This is a genomic window from Rhizobium sp. NFACC06-2 (assembly GCF_900101425.1).
GTDB lineage: Bacteria > Pseudomonadota > Alphaproteobacteria > Rhizobiales > Rhizobiaceae > Agrobacterium > Agrobacterium leguminum.
In genome coordinates, this window is the sequence record NZ_FMVA01000008.1 from 175,957 (window position 1) to 197,340 (window position 21,384).

Genomic DNA, 21,384 nt, shown 5'->3' on the forward strand with positions numbered 1-21,384 from the left:
CACACCGCAAAGCGGGAATTTGGTTAAAAGCCCTTTAAAATGGGCTTTTCAGATCGCAAATTGCTCCGGCCAGTCGCGGCGGGTGGCCACCTGTCCTTCGGTGCGGAGCCTTGCGACAGCGGCAAGATCGATATCGGCGATGAGCAGCGAGCTTTGCGTGACCGCATCACGCTCGCTTTCTGCGATGATGCCGGATGCCGGCATGCCGTAGTCCGAAGGCACGTAAAGGGCGGCGCGGCCGCGATTTTCATCGACGGCGGGAGACCATGGGGCTTCCCCCGCCGTGGGGGAGGAGAGGATGGCATATTGATTTTCCAGCGCCCGTGCCTGCGCGCCGATCCGCACCCGGTAAGCGCCCGCCAGCGTGTCGGTGCAGCTGGGGGCGAGAACGAGTTCGACGCCGAGCTCCGCCAGTCTGCGGCCCAGCATCGGGAACTCGTTGTCGTAACAGATGAGGATGCCAAGCCTACCGATCGGCGTCTCGAAGGCTTTCATGCCCTCGACGCCGGCATGAACGTTCCATTGCTCCCGCTCGAAACGGGTCATGATCTGCTTGTCCTGATAACCGATCAGCCCATCCGGGCCGAACAGCCATGCGCGGTTGCGGAACTTGCCGTCCGGGTCCTTCACCGGCGCGCTGCCCGGCTGGAAGAGGATTTGATGTTGCCGCGCCAGCTCCTCGCAAAGCTCCACCCAGGAAGGGATCAACGGCTGTATCTCTTCGATGGAACGGTGCAGATCGGAGCGCGCGGCGGGCGGCAATTGCCCGGTCAGCGTCATCGCCGAATATTCCGGCAAAAGCAGCAGTTCGGCACCCTTTTCCTTCGCCTCGCGAACGATGGCGGAGAGATGTGCGGCATAAGCTTCCCATGTCTCGATCAGCTCGATGGCATATTGGCTGGCGGCGAGGCGTGTCATTTGTCTCCGTCTCCGGCAAAAATGGTCTTCATCCAGAAGGACAGCGGTTTCGGGCTTTCAACGCTTTCGTCGAGGTCCTGCCATGTGAAACTGGTGCGTAGTTCCGGGTGATGGCTATAACCGCGCTTTTCCCAGAAGGCGTTCAGCGGCACGTAGTCCGCCGGGCGTCGTGGATGGTCTGCGGGTCGCTCCACAGCACAGAAAGTGCACCTGTCGAAACCGAGCCGCTTTGCATGCGCCTCCCGTTCCTCGAAGAAGCGCACGCCGACGCCATGGCCGCGATAACCGGGCAGAAGTACGCTTTCACCGAAGTAGAATATCCGGTCCGGATCGTAACCCGCCTTGACGAAAGGCTCCTTTACCTCTTCAGTCTCTGCCGCCATCGGCATGCCGGTCGACATGCCGACCACTTTGCCGTCATCAAGCGCCAGCACGAAGACCGCGCCGTCTGTATCGGCATAGGTCGCGAGATATTTGCGCTCATAGTCCAGCGAGCCGTCATAGAGATAGGGAAAGGCGCGAAACACCTCGATCCGCAGGCGCGCGAGGTCATCGAAATAGGGTGTGGCGTCAATGCCGGAAAGAGACTTGATTTCGACGGTCATGGGCATTTTCACTTTCGGTTGCACTGGTTATACCGTCATGGAAAACCCGCGCAAGCATTGAACGGAGAAGACGATGACCGCTGCCGAGACCATCCGCGCCTACTACGAAGCCTTCAACCGTCAGGACATGGATGCCTTTCTGGCGCTTCTTCACGATGAGGTGGTGCACGACATCAATCAGGGCGAGCGCCAGACCGGCAAGGCCGCCTTCGCTTCCTTCATGGACCATATGAACAGCTGCTATAAGGAAAATCTCACCGAGATGGTCATCATGGCGAGCGAAGATGGCAAGCGTGCTTCCGCAGAATTCATCGTCAACGGCGAATATCTCAAGACCGACGAGGGATTGCCCGAGGCGAATGGCCAGAAATACGTACTGCCGGCCGGTGCCTTTTTCAACCTGAAGGACGGCAAAGTTAGCCGGGTAACAAACTACTATAATCTGAACGACTGGATTGCCCAGGTCGGCGCCTGAGACGTTCTTTTGCCGCAAAGCGACCAGCGGCAAAGAAGATGGTAGTTTCCATTATCGTGGATATTGACTCCATCATATGAGAGTGCAATTCTCATATGATGGAAAACGAAGATCATATTCTTGAGCGCTCCATCGGCGAGCGGGTCAAAACATTACGGGCCGAAAACGGTTTGACGCTGGACAGGCTCGCCGCCGAATCCGGCGTCAGCCGCGCCATGATTTCCCGGATCGAGCGTGGAGAGGCGAGCCCCACGGCCTCGCTGCTGGCCCGCATCTGCGCAGCCCTTGGCCTGTCGCTTTCCGGTTTCTTCGCTGAAAACGAAGAGGCTGTGTCCCCGCTTATGAAAAAGCGTGATCAGCAGCTCTGGAAAGATCCGGAGACCGGTTATGTGCGCCGCGCCATCTCCCCGCCGCGTGTGGGATCCGATGTCGACATCGTTGAAGTCCAATTTCCGGCCGGCGCGCGCGTGGGTTTCCCACCGCATGCGGCGAGCCGGGGGATGACGCAATATGTCTGGCTTTTCGAAGGTGTGCTGGAAATGACGAGCGGCGGAGACGTTCACCGGCTGGAACCCGGCGATTGCCTTTTCATGCCGGTTGGCGAGGGGCATGTTTTCCACAATCCTACCGAAAAACCTGCCCGTTATGCCGTCGTGCTGGATCAAAGACAGCGCTGATTTTCCCGACAGGAGTTCATATGACCACCATCCGCGTGTTGAACGGGCAAGAGACCATCGATGTCTTGCCAGAACTCTGTGAGGTTCTGGCTGCCTGCGTGAACGGCGGCGCATCCGTCGGCTTCATCTTGCCCTTTTCACCGCAGGATGCGCAGCCTTTCTGGCAGTCAGTTGCAGAAGCGGCGGGCGAGGGCAGCACCATTCACGTGGTGGCGGAGGTAGATGGCAGGGTGGTGGGCACCGTTCAGGTCGGCCTTGCCTCCAAACCCAACCAGCCGCATCGCGGCGATCTGATGAAACTTCTCGTGCATCCGTCCGCGCGAGGCCTCGGGCTCGCCCGCAAACTCATGCAGAAGGCGGAGGAAGAGGCGGCAAAACGTGGTCGTACCCTGCTGGTGCTGGATACGGCGACGGGCAGCGAAGCGGAGGCGATCTATCCTCGCCTCGGCTGGGAGCGGGTCGGCGTCATCCCCGATTACGCTTTGTTTCCTGATGGACGCTTTTGCGGCACGACCCTGTTTTACAAGCGAATCGGCTAGGCCTTTCAGACTGCCGCCTTATTGACCCGGCTTCAGCGTACGATTGAAGGCGGCAACGATCATCGTTTCCAATTGTTTGTGAATGTCCGCACGGTCCCGCAGCCCGGCCGGTTCGCAGATGGGGTCGCGTTCGCCGACGGATTTGAGAAACGCGTCGGCATCCGGTTTGCAAAGCGGCAGGAAGCTGAAATGATTGGCCTCGTCCACCTGCCGATAGGTTGCGCCGGGCACTTCGTCCGCGAGTTTATCCGCAAGCACGGCGGGCGGAATTTTGCCCTTACTGCCGAGATTGATGAAGGTGAGCGGAATATCGATCTGCTTCAGGCTGTCAGGCTGAAAGGCGAGCGCCAGACCGGGATCGACCAGCACGGCGGAATGGATGCGGGGATCGCGGTTCTGCTGCTCGAATTGAGCCTTGTCGATGGTTCCGAGGTCGAGCTTCGGCACGCTGACCGGCTCGCCATTGAGGTAACCCCGGCCACCGGCGAACCATTGGCAATCCATCATCGTGGAATAGTCTTCGCAATAGCGCGCATAGGCATCAAGATCGGCGCGCGCGCCCGAAATCTCCATCGCCGCACTGCCGCCGAGCGAAAAGCCGAGCACGCCGATCCTGTGCGCGTCGATAGCACTCGACCATTTGCCCTTTGCCGTTAGAACAGTGACAATCGTGGAGAGATCATCCGTTCGCTCCCAGATTTTCGGCGTGTCGGCGGGTGTGGAATCGCCGCTGGTGGTGCCGGGGTGGTTGGCTCCGGCCACAATGAAACCTTCGCTCGCAAGTTTCGCGGCGATCCATGCCATGCCGGACACTCGTGAGCCCGAGCCGTGAGACAGAAGCACAAGCGGCAGGCGACCCGGTTTCACGGCGCCATCCTTGACCATTGGCGTGCCCTGAAAAATCCGGTCATCGCCGGAAACCGTCTGCGTGCCCTTTCCGTCGGAGGGATACCAAATGGTGACGGCAAGGTCCTTGCCGCGTGCCGGCGAATGGATGGTGGTTTCGCTGACGCCGACAGCCTCGCCTGCAAGAACAGGCTGGGTGACGAGAGCGGAAAACAGGAGGGCCGTGATGGTGGCGATAGGGCGCATGAAAACCTCGTGCGGTTGGAAAGAACGGGGTTCAATCTGCGCCGCGACATGTTTTTTGCGTCCTCGATCGTGTTAAAGGTCGTCCCGAAACGCGATCTGGTCCATGAATTGGCAATATAAGCCGTTGTTTCGGGGATATTCATTCGTGCTGTTCATTCCGCTGCCTTTCGTCGTGGCGCTTCTGCTGGTTGTCATGTTCATCGTTTTCTTTCGAGGCGGAGACGATGTGCGAACCAATCGGGCATTTCTGACGTTGATCGCGCTTTGTGCCCTGCAATCCGTCCTTGTCGGACTGCGCTGGGGGTATGGCGTCAGCGAAGCGCGTTATGTTTTGCCGGTCCTCGCCGCCTGCCTGCCGCCGCTCGTCTACATTGCTTTTCGTGGGCTGATGAGAGTGGCGGCGGAGAGCCGGATAGTGATGCTTTTCAACCTCGCTTTGTCGCCTTTGCTCATCGTCATCATGGAATTCATCTGGCCGATGGCGATTGATCTTGCGCTGATCGTCATCTTTGTCGGCCACGCCATTGCCCTGCTTCTTCTTGGCAGAAAGGGGCCGGATGGGCTGGAGGAGGCGCAATTTGCCAGCGTTACCTCGGCGCACCGGGCGCTTATTATCGCTGCCATCGCTCTTTGTGTTTCTGCCCTGTTCGATCTGCTCGTGTTTTTCGATTTCGAATGGGCGCATGGGCAGAATGTTGCAGCGCTTGTCAGCAATGCCAATCTTTTCGGCCTGCTATTGATTGGCCTCATGGCCGCGCTGGCCGGCAAGAGCAAGGCGCCACAAACAGCCATAGAACCTGTCGCGGAATTGTCAGCATCGGCGGAGCCATCGGAACAGGACCGCGATATCGTTGCAAGGGTTGACCGGCTGATGGAGACACAGGCGCTTTACCGTGATGAGAATCTCAACCTGTCGCGGCTTGCAAGACGCCTTGGCCTGCCGAGCCGGCAGATATCAGGCGCGATCAACCGCTCGCTCGGCGTCAATGTCTCGCAATATGTCAACCAGCTGCGCATCCGTGAAGCCTGCCGGCTTTTGGAGGAGACGGAGCAATCGGTGACGGCGATCATGCTGTCCTCCGGCTTTCAGACCAAGTCCAACTTCAACCGCGAATTTCGCCGCGTCACCGGCATGAGCCCGGTCGACTGGCGGGAGCGTGAAGTGTGGAAGCTGGTCTCGCCAAACAAAACGGCCACCCGGCCGACGCCGGATGACCGTTTAAAAATCGTCGGAAAATGATGGGGGATCAGAGCGTGCCGTTACGCTGCTGGATCATCATATAGGTGTCATAGGTATATTCGGCGATCTGCGCCCAGAGATAGGCGTCCTTCTTGAAGGCCTGTTGGCTCTCGTAGATTTTCTTGAAGCTTTCGTTCTTGGCCGAAATCTCCGCATAGGTGTCCTGGGCCGCCTTGTGGCAGACATCTAGGATTTCCTGGCTGAAGGGGCGCAGGATAGCGCCCTGTGCCACGAGTTCCTTCAGCGCCTTGGGATTGCGGGCGTCGTAACGCTCCAGCATGCTGGCGCTGCCGGCGGCGCAGGCGTCTTTCAGGATGCGCTTGTAGTTCTCCGGCAGCTCATTGAACTTCTGCAGATTGACGAAGGCATGCACGGCCGGGCCGCCTTCCCACCATGCCGGGTAGTAATAATATTTCGCGACCTTGTAGAAGCCGAGCTTCTGGTCGTCATAGGGACCGACGAATTCGGTGGCGTCGATCGTGCCCTTTTCCAGAGCCGCATAGACATCGCCGCCGGCGATCTGCTGAGGTGTCACGCCGACCTTCTGCATCACCTGACCGGTCAGGCCGGCGATACGCATCTTCAGGCCCTTCAGGTCGTCGATGGTGTTGATTTCCTTGCGGAACCAGCCGCCCATCTGGGCACCGGTATTGCCGAGCAGGATCGAATAGATATTGTGCTGGGCAAGGAATTCGTTGAGCAGCTCATTGCCGCCGGCCTGGTTGAACCAGGCATTCGTCTGGCGTGCATTGAGACCGAAGGGAACCGAAGTTCCGAGCGCGAAGGTCGGGTCCTTGCCGACGTAATAATAGGAGCAGGTATGCGCCATTTCGACGGTCCCGGCCGTCACCGCATCTGCTGCCTGCAGCGCCGGCACGATTTCGCCGCCGGCAAAGTGCTGAATGACGAAGTTGCCGCCGGAGGCTTCCTTCACATGGTCGGCAACGATCTGGCCGGCGCCGAAAAGAATGTCGAGGCCCTTGGTGAAGGACGACGTCATGCGCCAGGTGATCTTGGGGTTTTCCTGTGCGATGGCCGGAGCGGCAAGCGCCGTTGCGGTAACACCGGCGCCGAGAGCGCCCGCCTTGCGGATAAATGATCTGCGATCCATGTCGATAAGCCCTGTTATGTCTGCATATTACAGGCGAACCGCACGGTACGCCTCCCGCAGGTTACTAATCATTTATCCCCGCAGCCATCAAGAGGGAATGTTCGAAACTTGCGTGATCTCCGGTGATGCTTGACGAATATTGCTTCGTCACGTCTTTCCGCGTCACTTGCTGCGCATCAACGCCGGGTCGTCCATTGCGGGATTGTAAAACAGCGAAAGCGTCAGGCTTCTGGCGATGCGTTCCGCCGTTTCCATGAACCAGTCGTGGGCCTCTTTGCCTGGCGCAATATCATCAAGCGTAGCGGAAAACAGCGCAAGCCACTGCGGAAAAAGCTCCGCCGACATGCCCTTTACGCCGAGATGCGCCTGCACGGGTTTGCCGCCATAGCCACCATTCTTGAACGCGACAGCCGCCCAGAACTGTTTCATCCTGGCCATATGCTCCGGCCAGCGCCCAGCAAGCCGCGCATCAAAAACCGGGCCGAGCGTGGGATGTTCAAGAACGCGGCCGTAGAATGTCTCCACCAGCAAATCGATGAAACCGGCATCGACGCCGATCTCCGCCATGGCTTTTTCCGCCCTGTCCCGAATTTCCTCGCTGTGGGCGGCTCTGGCCGCAATGTCGTCCTGCATGGTGTTTCCCTTTTGGGAGCATTTACCCCGCCGCGATGCGGCCTGCAATGCGACCCTTTGCCTTATTAGAATTATTCTAAGAAGGCTTGATCCCGGTGCGATGCGGATGTATTTAGAATTATTCTAAAAAAGGTTTCAGCCATGTTTCGCAGTCTTTTTTCCCTGTCCAAACGTCCCTTTTCCTCCCTTGACGAACAGGAGATTCTCGCGCTCGCCATTTCATCCGAAGAGGACGATTCCCGTATCTATCGCTCCTATGCCGATCATCTGCGCGCGCAATATCCGCAATCCGCCAAAGTCTTCGAGGATATGGCGGAAGTCGAGCAGCAGCATCGAAACGTGCTGATCGATATGCATCGCCGTCGCTTCGGAGAAACCATACCGCTGATCCGCCGCGAACATGTCCGTGGTTTCTATGAGCGCACCCCGGACTGGCTGGTGAAGAATCTCTCGCTCGAGAAAATCCGCGCCCAGGCCGAATTGATGGAAGCCCAGGCGATCCGCTTCTACGATGAGGCCGTCAAGCGCACCAGCGATGCCTCGACACGCAAGCTCCTCGGCGATCTGGCCGAGGCGGAGCGGGGCCACGAAGACATTGCGCAGATGCTGCAAGAAAAACACCTCGATGAAAACGGCAAGACCGAAGAGGCGGAAACCGCAAAACGGCAATTTCTTCTGACCTATATTCAGCCGGGTCTTGCGGGGCTTATGGATGGCTCCGTCTCGACGCTCGCGCCGATTTTCGCGGCCGCCTTTGCCACGCAGGATACCTGGCAGACCTTTCTGATTGGCCTTTCGGCCTCTGTCGGTGCGGGCATCTCTATGGGTTTCACCGAGGCCGCCCATGATGACGGCAAGCTTTCTGGCCGCGGTTCTCCGGTAAAGCGGGGCCTGGCCTCGGGCATCATGACGGCCATAGGCGGCCTCGGCCACGCATTGCCCTATCTCATTCCGCATTTCTGGACAGCGACCGCGATTGCCGCCGTCGTCGTTTTCGTGGAACTCTGGGCCATCGCCTTCATTCAGAACCGCTTCATGGAAACGCCGTTCCTGCGCGCGGTGTTTCAGGTGGTCCTTGGCGGCTCACTGGTGCTGGCGGCCGGCATTATCATCGGCAATGGGTGAAAAAAGAAAGAGCCCGCAATAGCGGGCTCTTAATTCCTTCGAACCTGGCACAGGCGTCAGCGCAATGCGCCGACCAGCACGTCGCGGCCGTCTTCGATGGAGACCCAACGGCCCGTATTGAAGGACGCCTGCCGCTTCAGATAGGTGTAGTTGGTGTCGGTCCACAGCTTCACGTCGTCGGTGAGATTATCGAGAATATAATCGCCGTCGGTGGTGCGAAGGGTCAGCACGGCATGGCCCTCGCCATCCGGCTTGCGCACGACGGTGATCAGAAGATCAGCCACGGAAAAACCACGCTCGACCAGCTTCTTTCGCTTCAGCAGCACGAAATCTTCGCAGTCGCCGGCGGTCGTCGGATATTCCCAGACTTCGTCCTTGCCGTAGATTTCCTGATCGGTCATCGCCACGATGGTGGTATTGACGGACGTATTGACCTCGCGAATGACATCCCAGCCATAATCCGTGACGCGCGGCGGCGGCGTCGCCTTGCTGCGAATATTGCATTCGTCGGCATATTTCTGACAGAACTCATAATGGCCGATAGGCTGGGAGGTAATCCCTCCCGTCACCATGGAAGGGCTTCCCTTGGTTTCCGCCGTGGCGGAGGCAGCAGTCATTAGCCCGGCGGCAACTGCAAACAGCAGCGCACGCGCCAGCGGTGCGTTCATCATGAAACCCGTCCCTTAATTCTTAACGAAAAGTTAAGAGGGATAGGGGGCTTGAGTCAATCGCTAGCAATCGGCGGTGCGCAAGACTCGTCGAATATGGTTAAGAGCGTTGCGCAAATGCCTATATTGCAAGGGCTTTGACCGCGGCGAGCATCCGCTCGATATCCTGCGGCCGGGAAAGCCGATGGTCGCCGTCGCGGATCAACGTCAGCACGACGTCGTCGGATGGAAGGTGTTCGATAAGCTTCAGTGCATGCTGATAGGGAACATCCGGGTCGCGCATGCCCTGCAGGATGTGAACGGGGCAGCCGGTGGTGATGATACCCTGCAGCACGCGGTTCTGCTTCCCGTCCTCCATCAGCGCGCGGGTGAAGATGTTGGGCTCGGGGCTATATTCCGAATGTTCCTCGAAATATCCCTTTTCCGCCAGAGAGGTTTTTTCCGCATCCGAAAGGCTGGGTTCTATCAGCTCCTGCGTGAAATCCGGCGCTGGCGCAATGAGGACGAGACCGACGACGGATGGCGCGCTATCCGCCTTGCGCAGCTCCTCGACCATGCGTAGCGCAATCCATCCGCCCATGGAGGAGCCGATGAGAACGACGCGCGACGGCGCCTTTGCGCGCACCACGGCAAGCGCCTCTTCCAGCCAGCGGGAAATCGTGCCCTTCCTGAAGTCGCCGCCGGAAACGCCATGGCCGGAATAGTCGAGCCGCAGGCAGGCAAGACCGTTTTCTGCCGCGAAGCGGTCGAGCTCGACCGCCTTGGTTCCGGTCATGTCGGAACGATAGCCGCCGAGCCATACCAGCATCGGCATATTCTCGCCCGAAGCCGTCGGGCGATGAAGGAAAGCAATGTCGCGAGTGTCGTTGTCGGGGCCTACGCGCAGGAATTCAGCGGCTTGTTCGGTCATGTATATGCAATTCTCCTGATTTTGGTGCAACAACGGCGGCGTATTTGCAAAAACCGTGACAACAGGTGATCTTTTCGGGCAGATATGCTATTGACTTCGCCACAGCAATAACGACATTTCCGCCGCTTGTACCAAACAAGCTGTTTTTTGCTGACGTGATCCAGAAACAGATCAGGAGAATACGACCATTCGCAGACCTTTCAAAGCCGATGCCCCCGTCAAGGAGGGGCCGCGCTCCAACCGGGAAATTCGGGTTCCCAGAGTTCAGCTTATTGATGAAGACGGCCAGAACCTCGGTAGCATGCCGACGGATCAGGCTTTGAAACTGGCGGAGGAGGCCGGTCTCGATCTCGTTGAGATTTCGCCGAACGCGGAACCGCCGGTATGCAAGATCCTCGATCTCGGCAAGCTGAAGTACTCGACCCAGAAAAAGGCCGCTGAAGCGCGCAAGAAACAGAAGATCGTCGAAGTCAAAGAAATCAAGATGCGCCCCAACATCGACACGCATGACTATGACGTGAAGATGAAGGCGATGGGCCGCTTCTTTGAAGACGGTGACAAGGTGAAGGTGACGCTGAAGTTCCGCGGCCGCGAAATGGCCCACCAGGAACTTGGCATGAAGCTTCTCCTTCAGGTAAAGGAAGACACCCAGGCGATTGCCAAGGTGGAGGCCGAGCCGAAGCTGGAAGGCCGTCAGATGATGATGGTTCTCGCCCCGAAATAATTTGCGCCAGCCTTTTAAGGCCGCATGAATCGCCATCGCAAGGGGAAGTTTGCTTTCCCCGTTGCGCTTTTAGCCGACTGCGGTTATAAGCGCGCGTCCGAACGGTCCGGCAGGGCATGCCGAGGCCGTTCCTGAATAGCTTGAAATAGGCCTCGTCTGCCTGTTTCGATACAAAAACGGAGTAGCAAAATGCCCAAGATGAAGACGAAGTCCGCTGCAAAGAAGCGGTTCAAGATCACCGCCACCGGCAAGGTTGTTGCAGCCGCCGCCGGCAAGCGCCACGGCATGATCAAGCGTACCAACAAGTTCATTCGCGACGCGCGCGGAACCATGGTTCTCGCCGACGCTGACGGCAAGAAGGTCGTCAAGAACTACCTGCCGAACGGTCTCTGAGACTTTTCCGCACATTTGGACACTTTAAGGAGATCATGACATGGCACGCGTAAAACGTGGCGTAACTTCCCGCGCCAAGCACACCAAGACACTCAAGGCAGCCAAGGGCTTCTACGGCCGCCGCAAGAACACCATCCGCGCAGCAAAGGCTGCCGTGGATCGTTCCAAGCAGTACGCTTACCGCGACCGCAAGGTCAACAAGCGCAACTTCCGCGCTCTGTGGATCCAGCGTATCAACGCTGCCGTTCGCGAATTCGGCCTGACCTATGGCCGCTTCATCGACGGCCTGAACAAGGCTGGCATCGAAGTCGACCGCAAGGTTCTGTCCGACATGGCTATCCATGAGCCGGCAGCATTCGGCGCGCTCGTCGAAGCAGCGAAGAAGGCGCTTGAGTACCTCAAGGATGCTGGTACGGCCAACGAGTTTGAAACCGCTGTAAAGTAATTACGGCGCGGACAATCTGTTGTTCATTTGAAACCCGCGCCGGTTCTCCGGCGCGGGTTTTGCGTTTGGCTGATGCACCCGCCTGGTCGAGAATGTATCGTAGTTTTTAATTTAGAAATTTAGGAAAAATAGAGTATCCAGCGCGTCTGCCCTGAAAAATCTCCTGGTGGACGAGAATGCTGGTTAATGAAAATCAGGCTGAAACAGCCGAAGGGTTTCGAGTACATCTTGATGATGCAGATATTGCCACTCTCATGCACGCTTTGTTAAAAAGTGAGCGGCGGGTCCAGAAGGTTGAGCTGTCGCAACTGACAGTATGGATCAAGCGCCAGGGCACGGAAACGCCGTCCTGGTGGATAAAGCTGCAGACCTTTCTCGCAAAGCTGCTTCCTTACACCTTCATGCGCCCTTCGCCGCCGCTCGACGGTGCCGGCCTGATGCGTCGCGAACTCGACACGCTGCAGGCCTTCAAAGCCAGTGGTTTTCCGGTCCCGCCCGTGATTTACTCTTCCCGGACCGCAGTTGTGCTGGGCGACGTTGGCCCCACCATCATCGAGCGCATGGACGCGATAAAGGCAGCCGCGCCGGCGGAACATGATGCCCTGCTGGTAAAATCTGCCGAGGCACTCGGCGAATTGCATGCGGCAGGCCTTTGCCATGGGCGCCCGCATGTGCGCGACTTTTTTCTCGAAGACGGCCGCGTCGGTTTCATGGATTTCGAGGAGCGCCCGCAGGAAGTGATGCCGCTCGAGACGGCGCAGGCCCGCGATATCTGGCTGCTGTTTTTACAGGTCGCGACACGCGCCTGCGATGCGCGGAAAACCTGCGATGCCGCCTTCGCCCGCTGGCGCGAAAACGCCCCGCCCCGGGCGCTGGAAGAATTGTGCCGTCTGACCGGCATTCTGGGACGTTTTTTACCGGTTGCCCGGTTGATCGGGCGCGTGCGGATGGGTAGTGATCTGCGACGCTTTATCATGGCGACCGACTATCTGATGAATGCTGTGAACCCCGAAGCCGCTGTTAAAAAGACCGGCAAGGCAGGAAAAGATGACTGAACTTGATACCTTGAAATCGCAATTGATGTCGGAGATCGCCACGGCTGCCGATGAGCCGGCCATCGAAGCCGTGCGCCTTTCCGCGCTTGGCAAGAAGGGCTCGGTTTCGGAGCTTCTGAAGACGCTTGGCAGCATGACGCCGGAAGAGCGCCAGACCCGCGGCGCCGCCATCAACCAGCTCAAGACCGAAATCACCGACCTCATCGGCGAACGCAAGAATGCGCTGAAGGATGCTGCCATCGCCGCCCGGCTGAAGGCGGAAACGGTGGATGTCAGCCTGCCAGTCCGCCAGTCTCCGGCCGAGCGCGGCCGCATTCATCCGATCAGCCAGATCGTCGATGAAATCACCGCGATCTTCGCGGATATGGGTTTCTCTATCGCCGAAGGTCCGGATATCGAAACCGACTATTACAACTTCACGGCGCTGAATTTCCCCGAAGGCCATCCGGCCCGCGAAATGCACGACACCTTCTTCTTCCAGCCGGATGAAAAGGGCGAGCGCAAGGTGCTGCGCACCCACACGTCGCCAGTGCAGATCCGCACCATGGAAAGCCAGAAGCCGCCGATCCGCATCGTCATTCCCGGCAAGACCTATCGCCAGGATTCCGATGCCACCCATTCGCCGATGTTCCATCAGGTTGAAGGCCTTGTCATCGACAAGAAGGCGCATGTCGGCAATCTGCGCTGGATTCTGGAAGAATTCTGCAAGACGTTCTTCGAGGTCGACAGCGTCGTCATGCGTTTTCGCCCCTCCTTCTTCCCCTTCACGGAGCCGAGCTTCGAGGTGGATATCCAATGCGACCGTTCCGGCCCCATCGTCAAGTTCGGCGAAGGCAAGGACTGGATGGAGATCCTCGGCTGCGGCATGGTGCACCCGAACGTGCTGCGAGCCGGTGGGCTGGACCCGGATGAATATCAGGGCTTTGCCTGGGGCATGGGCCTCGACCGCATTGCCATGCTGAAATACGGCATGCCGGACCTGCGCGATTTCTTCAACGCCGATGTCCGCTGGATGAACCATTACGGCTTCCGCCCGCTCGACATGCCGACGCTGTTCGGCGGTTTGAGCGTTTAATCCGGCTAGCCAAGGAGCAAAGACATGAAATTCACTCTTTCCTGGCTGAAAGAGCATCTCGATACCGATGCGACGCTGGATGAGATTTGCGAGCGGCTGACGGCAATCGGCCTTGAGGTCGAGGACGTTGACGACAAGGCGGCCTACAAGCCTTTCGTCATCGCCAAGGTGCTCTCCGCCGAGAAGCACCCGGAAGCTGACCGTCTGAAGGTTCTCTCCGTTGACGCCGGCGACGGCAAGCCGGTGCAGATCGTCTGCGGCGCGCCGAATGCACGCGCCGGCCTCGTCGGTGCGCTCGCGCGTCCGGGCATGTATGTTCCGGGCATCGACGTCACCCTTGCCGTCGGCAAGATACGCGGCGTGGAAAGCCACGGCATGATGTGCTCCGAAAAGGAGCTGAACATTTCCGACGATCACGACGGCATCATCGACCTGCCGGAAGATGCGCCGGTCGGCACCTCTTTCGCCGCCTATGCCGGGCTCGACGATCCGGTCATCGAAATCAACCTGACCCCGAACCGCCCGGACTGCACCTCGATCTACGGTATTGCCCGCGATCTCGCTGCTTCCGGTCTCGGCAAGCTGAAGACGAGACCCGCGCCGTCCTTCAAGATCGAAGGCGCAACCCCGGTCGACGTGAAGCTTGAGCTGGACGATGCGGCGCTCTGCCCCGGCTTTTCGCTGCGCATCGTTCGTGGCGTGAAGAACGGCCCCAGCCCGAAATGGATGCAGCAGCGCCTGCTGGCGATCGGCCTGCGTCCCATCAATGCGCTTGTCGACATCACCAACTACATGACCTTCGATCAGGGCCGGCCGATGCACGTCTTCGACGCCGCAAAGGTCAAGGGCGATCTGACGGTTCGCCGCGCAAAAGAGGGCGAGACCATCCTCGCGCTCGATCAGCGTGAATATAAGCTCGGCCCGAACAATGTCGTCATCGCCGATGAGAAAGGTCTCGAATCCATCGGCGGCGTCATGGGCGGCGAACATTCCGGCTGCGATGACAACACCGTCGACGTACTGATCGAATCCGCTCTCTGGGATCCGATCAACATTGCAAAGACAGGCCGTTCGCTCGGCATCATCACCGATGCGCGTTATCGTTTCGAGCGCGGCGTCGATCCTGAATATATGGTTCCGGGTCTGGAGCGCACCACCGAACTGGTTCTCGAACTGTGCGGCGGCGTCGCCGGCGAAGCCCGGGTCGTCGGTTACAAGGGGCATCAGCCAAAGGTCGTGGATTTTCCGCTCGCGGAAGTAAAGCGCCTCACAGGTCTGGAAGTCTCGGCGGAAGAGAGCCTCGCCATTCTCAAGGGTCTCGGCTTCGGCGTCGAGGGAACGGGCGAGCGCGTCTCCGTCACCGTGCCGTCCTGGCGTCCGGACGTCGATGGCAAGGCCGATCTGGTGGAAGAGGTCATGCGCATTCATGGCGTCGACAACATCAAGCCGGAACCGCTGGAAAGCTTCGGCGCCGTTAACGGCCGTATCCTGACCACGCTGCAGATCCGCACCCGCACCGCGCGCCGTGCGCTGGCAAGCCGCGGCATGCTCGAGGCCGTCACCTGGTCCTTCATCCCGGAAGCGCAGGCGAAACTCTTCGGCGGTGGTTCGCCGGCCCTGAAGCTCGCAAACCCGATTGCGGCCGATATGTCGGACATGCGGCCCTCGCTGCTGCCCGGCCTGCTGACCGCCGCACAGCGCAATGCCGACAAGGGCTATGGCGATGTCGCGATCTTCGAGGTTTCCGGCACCTATGAGGGCGATACACCTGATAAGCAACGCCGCGTTGCCGGCGGTGTTCGTCGTGGCACGGCCTCGCTCGCAGGCAGCGGCCGCATGTGGTCCAATGCTTTGAAGGGCGGCGGCAAGCCCGTGGATGTCTATGACGCCAAGGCCGATGCGCTCTCGGTGCTGGAAGCCTGCGGCCTGCCCATGGCCAATGTGCAGATCGAAGCCGGCGGCCCCGGCTGGTATCACCCCGGCCGCTCCGGCACCATCAAGATGGGTCCGAAGGTCGTGCTCGGCTATTTCGGCGAGTTCCATCCGAAGACGCTGTCCGAACTGGATGTCTCCGGCGCCTATTGCGGTTTCGAGATTTATCTCGACGCCATGCAGGAGCCGAAGAAGAAAGCGACCCGCACCAAGCCTGCGCTCGAGCTTTCGCCCTTCCAGGCAGTCAAGCGCGACTTCGCCTTCGTGGTCGACAAGTCGGTAGAGGCGGGGGCCATCATCAAGGCTGCGACCAGCGCTGACCGCAAGTTGATCACCGGTGTCAATGTCTTCGATATTTTCGAGGGCGCATCGCTCGGTGAAAACCGCAAGTCGGTCGCCATCGAAGTGCAGATCCAGCCGGTCGACAAGACGCTGACGGACGAGGATTTCGAGGCGCTGACGGCCAAGATCGTCGGCAATGTCGAGAAATCGACGGGCGGCGTCCTGCGCGCCTGAAAACGGATGACGGAATGAAAAAAGCCGCGGCACTGCCGCGGCTTTTTGTTGTTATCGGTTGGCCATCCGCGACATCTTTTCCGGGTAACGCGCGCCGGCGACTTTTGCGGGCGAAAGCAGCGCGCCGAGGCTGGCGGCTTCTTCTGCTGTCAGCGACACCTCCGCTGCGGCAACGTTCTTCTCCAGATTGGCGATTTTTGTCGTGCCGGGAATAGGAACGATGAAGTCGCCCTGTGCCAGCACCCATGCCAGCGCCAGTTGTCCGGCGGTCACGCCCTTCTCAGTCGCCATGTCCTCCAGAAGCTTGATGAGCGCCAGATTGGCGTCGAAGTTTTCGCTCTGGAAGCGTGGCAGGCCGCGGCGGAAGTCGTCGGATGCAAGGCCGTCGAGCGACTTCAGCGCGCCCGTCAAGGCACCGCGCCCGAGCGGGCTGAAGGGGACGAAACCGATGCCGAGTTCTCGGCAGGTTTCCAGCACGCCGTTTTCCTCCACGTCGCGGGTCCATAGCGAATATTCGCTCTGAATGGCCGCAATCGGATGAACAGCGTGCGCTTTGCGAAGCGTTTCGGCACTCGCTTCTGAAAGGCCGAGATGCTTCACCTTGCCCTGCTTTACCAGCTGGGCCATAGCGCCTACCGTATCTTCGATCGGAACATTTGGATCGACGCGATGCTGATAGAACAGGTCGATCTCATCAACGCCGAGGCGTTTGAGGGAGGCTTCGGCGACGGCGCGCACATTTTCCGGGCGGCTGTCGGTGCCCACCATCATCTGGCCAGCAGGTTTGCTGGTGTCGATTTTGAAACCGAACTTGGTGGCAATGACCACCTTGTCGCGATAGGGCTTCAAACCCTTGCCGACAAGGATTTCGTTGTTGTAAGGCCCATAAACCTCTGCCGTATCGAAAAAGGTGACGCCGAGTTCGACGGCGCGGTGCAGCGTTGCAATTGCGCTGCTTTCATCGCCGGTCGGGCTATAGGCATGTGTCATGCCCATGCAGCCGAGGCCAAGCGCCGAAACGGAAAGGTTGTTTCCAAGGGTTCTTTTTTTCATCTGTTCGTCCTTTCAAAGGAACCGCCCGTTATCAGGGCGTTATGAGAAAATAGCGTCTCATGGCGGCAAAAATAATCGCTGCAAATCTGCGTGGGTTGTTCTATCATTTAGAACAATGAACCGTGTGCAACTCTCCCAACTCGCTGTTCTCGCTGCCGTTGCCGAAGGCCGCAGCTTTCGCAAGGCCGCCGCCGAACTTGCCATTGCCCCTTCCGCCGTCAGCCATGCGGTGTCGTCGCTGGAGGCGAGTCTTGGCTTGCGTCTGCTTCATCGTACCACCCGCAGCGTTTCACCGACAGAGGAGGGCAGGCGGCTTCTCGAAACGCTTGGTCCGGCACTTGCCGATATCGATGCGGTCATCGAGACGCTTGCCGAGCAGGGCGGAAGACCGGCCGGCCCCCTGCGCATCACCCTGCCAAGGCTTGCTGCCGAGGACCTCATCGTGCCCCGGCTGGGTGAGTTCCTGCGGCTCTATCCCGATATTTCCCTCGAAATCTCAACGGATGATCGTTTCGAGGATATTGTCGCGAAAGGTTTCGATGCGGGTTTGCGGCTTGGCGAGCACCTCGATGCGGATATGATTGCGGTAAAAGCGAGCGGCGCATGGTGCGGTGCGATTGTTGGCGCCCCCTCCTATTTCTCAGAAAATCCACCACCGCAGGATCCAAGGGATCTCATCCGGCATCGCTGTATCCGCCGGCGTTTCGCCAGCGGCCTTATCTATCGCTGGGAACTGGAGAAGAATGGCAAGCCATTGGTGGTTGATGTGCAGGGGCCGCTGATCCTGTCGGACCAGAGCCTCATTCGCCGGGCTGCCATCGACGGGGCAGGGCTTGCCTTCGTTTTCGAGCAGCGTGTTGAAGACGATATCCGGGCGGGCAGGCTTATCCGCGTGCTTGAGGACTGGTGCGCCCCGTTCGACGGTTTTTACATTTATTATCCCTCGCGCCGGCAAATGAGGCCGGCGCTGAGGGCTTTCGTGGATTTCTTCCGCTTCAGGAATTGATCAGAACTTGATGCGATAGCGGATATGGCCGTCGCTTTTCACGTAGCTGTCATAGAGCTTCTGGGCGCGGTGATTGTCCTCGCCAGTGTGCCAGTAGAGCCGTGACCAGCCCTTGTCCTTGCAGATGGCGACAAGATCATCCATCAGCGCCCGGCCGGTTCCCTTGCCGCGGATTTCGCCATCGACGAACAGGTCTTCCAGATAGCAGTCGGGCGTCTTTACCCAGGTGGAATCATGGAAGTGATGAATGGCGAAACCGGCCATGCGGTCGCCGAGCATGGCCACGCGCATGGAAACACGGGATGCGGGATCGAGAATGCGTGCCCAGGTATGCTCGGTCACCTCATCGGCAAGTTCGACATCATAAAAGGCGAGGTAGTCGTTCCACAGGCGCAGCCATTCCGTCCGGTCAGCCGGCTGCGCATCGCGAATTCTGAGCTCCATGTTACGCACCCGCCTTGTCGAGCAGCGTCATCATCTCATCCGTCAGCTTTAAGTCGACGGCGCGTTTGAAGCTTTCAAGCTGAGACAGGCTGGTGGCGCTGGCGATCGGCGCGGTTATCGCCTTCTTTCGCAACAGCCAGGCCAGTGCGATATCGGCAAGTTTGGCCCCGGTTTCCACTGCTACGGCATCCATGGCGCCCAGAATGGCAAGCCCGCGCGTATTGACATATTCACCCACGCGATAGCTGCGGGCGACGCCTTCCGTATCGGCCTTGGCCCGATATTTCCCGGTGAGGAAGCCGGCGGCGAGGCTGTAATAATTGATGACGCCGATCTCTTCCTTCTCGCAAAGCTCGGCAAGCGGACCTTCGAAATCCTTGCGGTTATAGAGATTATACTCCGGCTGCAGCACGTCATAACGGGGAAGATTGTTTTTTGCAGCCGTGTCCAGCGCGTCTTGAAGCTGGCTTGCGGAATAATTTGAGCAGCCGATGGCGCGGATTTTTCCCTGTTCCTTCAGCTTGCCGAAAGCAGCGAGCGTTTCCTCCAGCGGCACATCCGCATCCGGCTTGTGGGCGAGGTAAAGGTCGATGTAGTCGGTTTGCAGCCGCTTCAGCGACGCTTCCACGGCCTCCGCAATCCACTTGGCGCTGAGGCCGGTCTTCTGGCCGCGATTGTCAAAACCGACCTTGGTGACGATTACCGCATCTTCGCGCTTCACGCTCGACTGCTTCAGCCATTTGCCGATGATCGTCTCGGACTCGCCGCCCACATGTCCGTCCACCCATGCGGAATAGACATCCGCCGTGTCGATGGCGTTAAACCCGGCGTCGAAAAAGGCGTCGAGCAGGGCAAAGGAAGTCTTCTCATCCGCTGTCCAGCCGAACACGTTGCCGCCGAAGACGATCGGGGCGATGGAGAGGCCGGTGCGGCCGAGGCTTCGTTTTTCCACGGGGAATGCTCCTGTTGCTGTCTTGGTGGCAAGGTAGCAACTGCTCATCCGCATAACCATTCAATTCCTTTGATGGCATTCATCAGGCAGCGGCAGGGTTTGAGATTATCAGGCCTGAAAACCGCGATAGTGGCTGGGAGGGAAGCGATTATGCTGTTGCCAGACACGCCGCAAATGCCGGGCGGAGGCAAAACCGGCCCTCTCGGCAATGGCTTCCATATCCAGGCGGCTGTTGGCGAGAATGTCGCGGGCAAGATTGACCCGCATCAGGTTGACGTAGTCGATGACGCTGATGCCCGTATGCTCGCGAAACAGGCGGGACAGATGCCTTTCGCTGAGTGCCGCAATATCGGCCAGCCGCTCCAGCGACCAGTCCTGCGCCGGCTCGGCCATTACACGGTCCTGAACCCGATGAATGGCGGGGTGGATGTGGTTGCGGCCGGTGAGCCACGGGGAGATTTGCGGATCGCTGCCGCTGCGCCTGAGATAAACCACCATGGTTTTGGCAATACGCGCGGCGACCGCAGGCGATGTCAGCCGGGAAACCAAATGCAGCATCAGGTCGATGCCGGTGGAAATACCGGCGCTTGAGAAGCGGTTGCCATCCTCGACGAAAAGGCGGTTTTCGGCCACCTGGGACAGTGGCGCGATGCGACGCAGCCCTTCAACGCAGTCGGCATGGGTCGTGCAGTTGCGCCCGTCAAAAAGCCCGGCTTCGCCCGCCAGCAGTGCGCCGGAACAGATGGAAATGACTGTCGTATCGGGGCGCACAGCACGGCGCAGCCATGCGGCCAGCGCCTGCCGCTCTCGCCGTGTCTCCGGATCGTTGTCGAAGCGCGATGTGCTGCCGGAGATCAGCAGGAAAGCATTTTCCGGCAGGGTGTCAGGCAAGCTCTCCAGCCCTGAAAGCGCAAGGCCGATGGAAGATTGTTGTTTGTCAGTCGCAGCAATGTAGCGGCAGTCGAAATGAATGTCCCGCTGTTCCCCGTTGGCATAACGGATCACTTCGAGCGGACCGGCAATATCGAGCAACAGCGCATGTGGCGGCACAAGCGTATAAAAGGGAATGGTGCGCGTGCCGCCATTATCCATCAGGCGGCCTCTTTGACGGTGGCCAGTGCGTCATCGACGGTTACGATGCGCGCGAAGCGGCCGGCCAGCACCAGCTCGGTCCGCTTGCGGATATCGTCCGGGCTGAAGACGGTGCCGGAAGCATGTGTCATCGGGAAAGTCAGCGTCGCTTCAGTGACGTAATCGACGCTGTAACCAAGATCGGAAGCATGCCGGGTGGTGGTTTCGCAGCATTGTTCGGTGCGGATGCCGGAGACGATCAGCCGGTTGATGCCCTTCTGCGTCAGCCAGATTTCGAGGCCGGTGCCGGCAAAAGCCGAATGGCGGTTCTTATGAAAGGTGACGTCTGGGGTGATCCGCACACCCTCCAGCGCCCGGATATAGCCGCTGTCTTTTGAAAAGGCCCTGTCGCCATCGACGTGGAAGATTTGCACGACGGGAATGCCCGCAGCCCTTGCACCGTCGATCAGTGCCTGCTGCTTCTCAAGATAGGCGGCAAGCTCGCTTTCTTCGAAGTAAGGGGCGTGCCGAAAGGATTCCTGAACGTCGATGACAAGCAGCGCTGTATGGGAAGAGGACATTTCATGTTTCTCCATTGGGTTCATGCATAGCATAATTTCTCTTATTAAGCTTGGAGAAAAGCAGGCATTCCGACAAAGACAGGACAAATTCAGCCATATCTTGTTCTGTCATGCATCTGCGGCTTGCCAGACCGTGTTACGATG

General features: G+C 59.0%; 24 protein-coding genes. 12 read left to right on the forward strand and 12 right to left on the reverse strand.

Annotation, left to right across the window (positions count from 1 at the left end; genetic code table 11):
* Positions 1-48 precede the first annotated feature (48 nt).
* The gene (locus tag F3H58_RS15545) at positions 49-918 is read right to left on the reverse strand and encodes a carbon-nitrogen hydrolase family protein (RefSeq protein ID WP_149742806.1); all 870 of its coding nucleotides are present in this window, start codon (positions 916-918) and stop codon (positions 49-51) included.
* Positions 915-1,523, reverse strand: coding sequence for a GNAT family N-acetyltransferase (locus F3H58_RS15550; RefSeq protein WP_188128941.1), 609 nt, complete (start codon positions 1,521-1,523; stop codon positions 915-917). The genes F3H58_RS15545 and F3H58_RS15550 overlap by 4 nt, the downstream gene beginning before the upstream one ends.
* 73 nt (positions 1,524-1,596) lie before the next feature.
* Here F3H58_RS15550 and F3H58_RS15555 point away from each other — a divergent pair, with 73 nt between their 5' ends.
* The 3 genes from F3H58_RS15555 (at position 1,597) to F3H58_RS15565 (ending at position 3,214) form a co-directional block, all read left to right on the forward strand.
* Positions 1,597-1,998 (forward strand): ketosteroid isomerase-related protein, encoded by a 402-nt coding sequence (locus F3H58_RS15555; protein WP_149742808.1) that lies wholly within the window; start codon positions 1,597-1,599, stop codon positions 1,996-1,998.
* A gap of 95 nt (positions 1,999-2,093) precedes the next feature.
* Positions 2,094-2,675 (forward strand): helix-turn-helix domain-containing protein, encoded by a 582-nt coding sequence (locus F3H58_RS15560; protein WP_149742809.1) that lies wholly within the window; start codon positions 2,094-2,096, stop codon positions 2,673-2,675.
* A 20-nt stretch (positions 2,676-2,695) separates the two neighbouring features.
* Complete coding sequence (locus F3H58_RS15565) at positions 2,696-3,214, forward strand: GNAT family N-acetyltransferase (protein ID WP_149742810.1); 519 nt, start codon at positions 2,696-2,698, stop codon at positions 3,212-3,214.
* An 18-nt stretch (positions 3,215-3,232) separates the two neighbouring features.
* On the opposite strand, the gene F3H58_RS15570 is transcribed toward F3H58_RS15565, so the two are convergent.
* On the reverse strand, positions 3,233-4,306 hold the full coding sequence (locus F3H58_RS15570) for an alpha/beta hydrolase family protein (RefSeq protein ID WP_149742811.1): 1,074 nt from the start codon (positions 4,304-4,306) through the stop codon (positions 3,233-3,235).
* A 145-nt stretch (positions 4,307-4,451) separates the two neighbouring features.
* Here F3H58_RS15570 and F3H58_RS15575 point away from each other — a divergent pair, with 145 nt between their 5' ends.
* Positions 4,452-5,546 carry a helix-turn-helix domain-containing protein gene (locus F3H58_RS15575; RefSeq protein ID WP_188128942.1) on the forward strand — a complete coding sequence of 365 codons (1,095 nt, stop codon included), beginning with the start codon at positions 4,452-4,454 and terminating at the stop codon, positions 5,544-5,546.
* 7 nt (positions 5,547-5,553) lie between these two features.
* On the opposite strand, the gene F3H58_RS15580 is transcribed toward F3H58_RS15575, so the two are convergent.
* Positions 5,554-6,657 (reverse strand): TRAP transporter substrate-binding protein, encoded by a 1,104-nt coding sequence (locus F3H58_RS15580; protein WP_065654685.1) that lies wholly within the window; start codon positions 6,655-6,657, stop codon positions 5,554-5,556.
* A 162-nt stretch (positions 6,658-6,819) separates the two neighbouring features.
* Positions 6,820-7,290 (reverse strand): group III truncated hemoglobin, encoded by a 471-nt coding sequence (locus F3H58_RS15585; RefSeq protein WP_149742813.1) that lies wholly within the window; start codon positions 7,288-7,290, stop codon positions 6,820-6,822.
* 141 nt (positions 7,291-7,431) lie between these two features.
* Here F3H58_RS15585 and mbfA point away from each other — a divergent pair, with 141 nt between their 5' ends.
* On the forward strand, positions 7,432-8,415 hold the full coding sequence (mbfA, locus tag F3H58_RS15590; RefSeq protein WP_149742814.1) for an iron exporter MbfA: 984 nt from the start codon (positions 7,432-7,434) through the stop codon (positions 8,413-8,415).
* A 56-nt stretch (positions 8,416-8,471) separates the two neighbouring features.
* Here the strand turns inward: mbfA and F3H58_RS15595 are convergent, their stop codons facing one another.
* Together F3H58_RS15595 and F3H58_RS15600 are read right to left on the reverse strand one after the other, a co-directional pair.
* Entirely contained in the window at positions 8,472-9,086 is a 615-nt protein-coding gene (locus F3H58_RS15595) for a transglutaminase-like cysteine peptidase (RefSeq protein ID WP_003524508.1), read from the reverse strand.
* Between the two features lie 118 nt (positions 9,087-9,204).
* Positions 9,205-9,993, reverse strand: coding sequence for an alpha/beta hydrolase (locus F3H58_RS15600; RefSeq protein WP_149742815.1), 789 nt, complete (start codon positions 9,991-9,993; stop codon positions 9,205-9,207).
* 187 nt (positions 9,994-10,180) lie between these two features.
* On the opposite strand from F3H58_RS15600, the gene infC reads away from it, so the two are divergent.
* The 6 genes from infC to pheT all read left to right on the forward strand — a co-directional run bounded on the left by infC (position 10,181) and on the right by pheT (position 16,133).
* Entirely contained in the window at positions 10,181-10,717 is a 537-nt protein-coding gene (gene infC, locus F3H58_RS15605) for a translation initiation factor IF-3 (protein ID WP_149742816.1), read from the forward strand.
* A gap of 189 nt (positions 10,718-10,906) precedes the next feature.
* On the forward strand, positions 10,907-11,110 hold the full coding sequence (gene rpmI, locus F3H58_RS15610; RefSeq protein WP_035264590.1) for a 50S ribosomal protein L35: 204 nt from the start codon (positions 10,907-10,909) through the stop codon (positions 11,108-11,110).
* 40 nt (positions 11,111-11,150) lie between these two features.
* A complete protein-coding gene (rplT, locus tag F3H58_RS15615) occupies positions 11,151-11,555 on the forward strand; it encodes a 50S ribosomal protein L20 (protein WP_003493358.1) in 405 nt (134 codons plus the stop codon).
* Positions 11,556-11,731: 176 nt separating this feature from the next.
* Positions 11,732-12,610: a phosphotransferase gene (locus F3H58_RS15620; RefSeq protein WP_149742817.1), complete on the forward strand. Its 879-nt coding sequence runs from the start codon at positions 11,732-11,734 to the stop codon at positions 12,608-12,610.
* Positions 12,603-13,685, forward strand: coding sequence for a phenylalanine--tRNA ligase subunit alpha (gene pheS / locus F3H58_RS15625; RefSeq protein WP_149742818.1), 1,083 nt, complete (start codon positions 12,603-12,605; stop codon positions 13,683-13,685). Before F3H58_RS15620 ends, pheS begins: the two co-directional genes overlap by 8 nt.
* A 24-nt stretch (positions 13,686-13,709) precedes the next feature.
* Positions 13,710-16,133, forward strand: a complete 2,424-nt coding sequence (gene pheT / locus F3H58_RS15630; RefSeq protein WP_149742819.1) for a phenylalanine--tRNA ligase subunit beta — start codon at positions 13,710-13,712, stop codon at positions 16,131-16,133.
* 51 nt (positions 16,134-16,184) lie between these two features.
* Here the strand turns inward: pheT and F3H58_RS15635 are convergent, their stop codons facing one another.
* Positions 16,185-17,186, reverse strand: a complete 1,002-nt coding sequence (locus tag F3H58_RS15635; protein ID WP_149742820.1) for an aldo/keto reductase — start codon at positions 17,184-17,186, stop codon at positions 16,185-16,187.
* Between the two features lie 115 nt (positions 17,187-17,301).
* On the opposite strand from F3H58_RS15635, the gene F3H58_RS15640 reads away from it, so the two are divergent.
* Positions 17,302-18,192 carry a LysR family transcriptional regulator gene (locus F3H58_RS15640; RefSeq protein ID WP_149742821.1) on the forward strand — a complete coding sequence of 297 codons (891 nt, stop codon included), beginning with the start codon at positions 17,302-17,304 and terminating at the stop codon, positions 18,190-18,192.
* Here F3H58_RS15640 and F3H58_RS15645 read toward each other — a convergent pair whose 3' ends face one another.
* The 4 genes from F3H58_RS15645 to F3H58_RS15660 form a co-directional block, all read right to left on the reverse strand.
* Complete coding sequence (locus F3H58_RS15645) at positions 18,193-18,636, reverse strand: GNAT family N-acetyltransferase (RefSeq protein ID WP_080855824.1); 444 nt, start codon at positions 18,634-18,636, stop codon at positions 18,193-18,195.
* Between the two features lies 1 nt (position 18,637).
* A complete protein-coding gene (locus tag F3H58_RS15650) occupies positions 18,638-19,588 on the reverse strand; it encodes an aldo/keto reductase (RefSeq protein WP_149742822.1) in 951 nt (316 codons plus the stop codon).
* Positions 19,589-19,696: 108 nt separating this feature from the next.
* The gene (locus F3H58_RS15655) at positions 19,697-20,680 is read right to left on the reverse strand and encodes a GlxA family transcriptional regulator (RefSeq protein ID WP_149742823.1); all 984 of its coding nucleotides are present in this window, start codon (positions 20,678-20,680) and stop codon (positions 19,697-19,699) included.
* Complete coding sequence (locus F3H58_RS15660) at positions 20,680-21,240, reverse strand: cysteine hydrolase family protein (RefSeq protein WP_035240404.1); 561 nt, start codon at positions 21,238-21,240, stop codon at positions 20,680-20,682. Before F3H58_RS15660 ends, F3H58_RS15655 begins: the two co-directional genes overlap by 1 nt.
* Positions 21,241-21,384 lie beyond the last annotated feature (144 nt).

Coding starts and splice junctions, on each gene's coding strand:
- F3H58_RS15655 (WP_149742823.1), bottom strand. CDS start 20,680: ATGGATAATGGCGGCACGCGCACCATTCCCTTTTATACGCTTGTGCCG.
- F3H58_RS15560 (WP_149742809.1), top strand. CDS start 2,094: ATGATGGAAAACGAAGATCATATTCTTGAGCGCTCCATCGGCGAGCGG.
- F3H58_RS15585 (WP_149742813.1), bottom strand. CDS start 7,290: ATGCAGGACGACATTGCGGCCAGAGCCGCCCACAGCGAGGAAATTCGG.
- F3H58_RS15570 (WP_149742811.1), bottom strand. CDS start 4,306: ATGCGCCCTATCGCCACCATCACGGCCCTCCTGTTTTCCGCTCTCGTC.
- F3H58_RS15600 (WP_149742815.1), bottom strand. CDS start 9,993: ATGACCGAACAAGCCGCTGAATTCCTGCGCGTAGGCCCCGACAACGAC.
- F3H58_RS15635 (WP_149742820.1), bottom strand. CDS start 17,186: ATGAAAAAAAGAACCCTTGGAAACAACCTTTCCGTTTCGGCGCTTGGC.
- F3H58_RS15545 (WP_149742806.1), bottom strand. CDS start 918: ATGACACGCCTCGCCGCCAGCCAATATGCCATCGAGCTGATCGAGACA.
- F3H58_RS15595 (WP_003524508.1), bottom strand. CDS start 9,086: ATGATGAACGCACCGCTGGCGCGTGCGCTGCTGTTTGCAGTTGCCGCC.
- F3H58_RS15565 (WP_149742810.1), top strand. CDS start 2,696: ATGACCACCATCCGCGTGTTGAACGGGCAAGAGACCATCGATGTCTTG.
- pheT (WP_149742819.1), top strand. CDS start 13,710: ATGAAATTCACTCTTTCCTGGCTGAAAGAGCATCTCGATACCGATGCG.
- pheS (WP_149742818.1), top strand. CDS start 12,603: ATGACTGAACTTGATACCTTGAAATCGCAATTGATGTCGGAGATCGCC.
- F3H58_RS15660 (WP_035240404.1), bottom strand. CDS start 21,240: ATGTCCTCTTCCCATACAGCGCTGCTTGTCATCGACGTTCAGGAATCC.
- mbfA (WP_149742814.1), top strand. CDS start 7,432: ATGTTTCGCAGTCTTTTTTCCCTGTCCAAACGTCCCTTTTCCTCCCTT.
- F3H58_RS15640 (WP_149742821.1), top strand. CDS start 17,302: ATGAACCGTGTGCAACTCTCCCAACTCGCTGTTCTCGCTGCCGTTGCC.
- F3H58_RS15550 (WP_188128941.1), bottom strand. CDS start 1,523: ATGACCGTCGAAATCAAGTCTCTTTCCGGCATTGACGCCACACCCTAT.
- rpmI (WP_035264590.1), top strand. CDS start 10,907: ATGCCCAAGATGAAGACGAAGTCCGCTGCAAAGAAGCGGTTCAAGATC.
- F3H58_RS15645 (WP_080855824.1), bottom strand. CDS start 18,636: ATGGAGCTCAGAATTCGCGATGCGCAGCCGGCTGACCGGACGGAATGG.
- F3H58_RS15580 (WP_065654685.1), bottom strand. CDS start 6,657: ATGGATCGCAGATCATTTATCCGCAAGGCGGGCGCTCTCGGCGCCGGT.
- F3H58_RS15620 (WP_149742817.1), top strand. CDS start 11,732: ATGCTGGTTAATGAAAATCAGGCTGAAACAGCCGAAGGGTTTCGAGTA.
- F3H58_RS15555 (WP_149742808.1), top strand. CDS start 1,597: ATGACCGCTGCCGAGACCATCCGCGCCTACTACGAAGCCTTCAACCGT.
- rplT (WP_003493358.1), top strand. CDS start 11,151: ATGGCACGCGTAAAACGTGGCGTAACTTCCCGCGCCAAGCACACCAAG.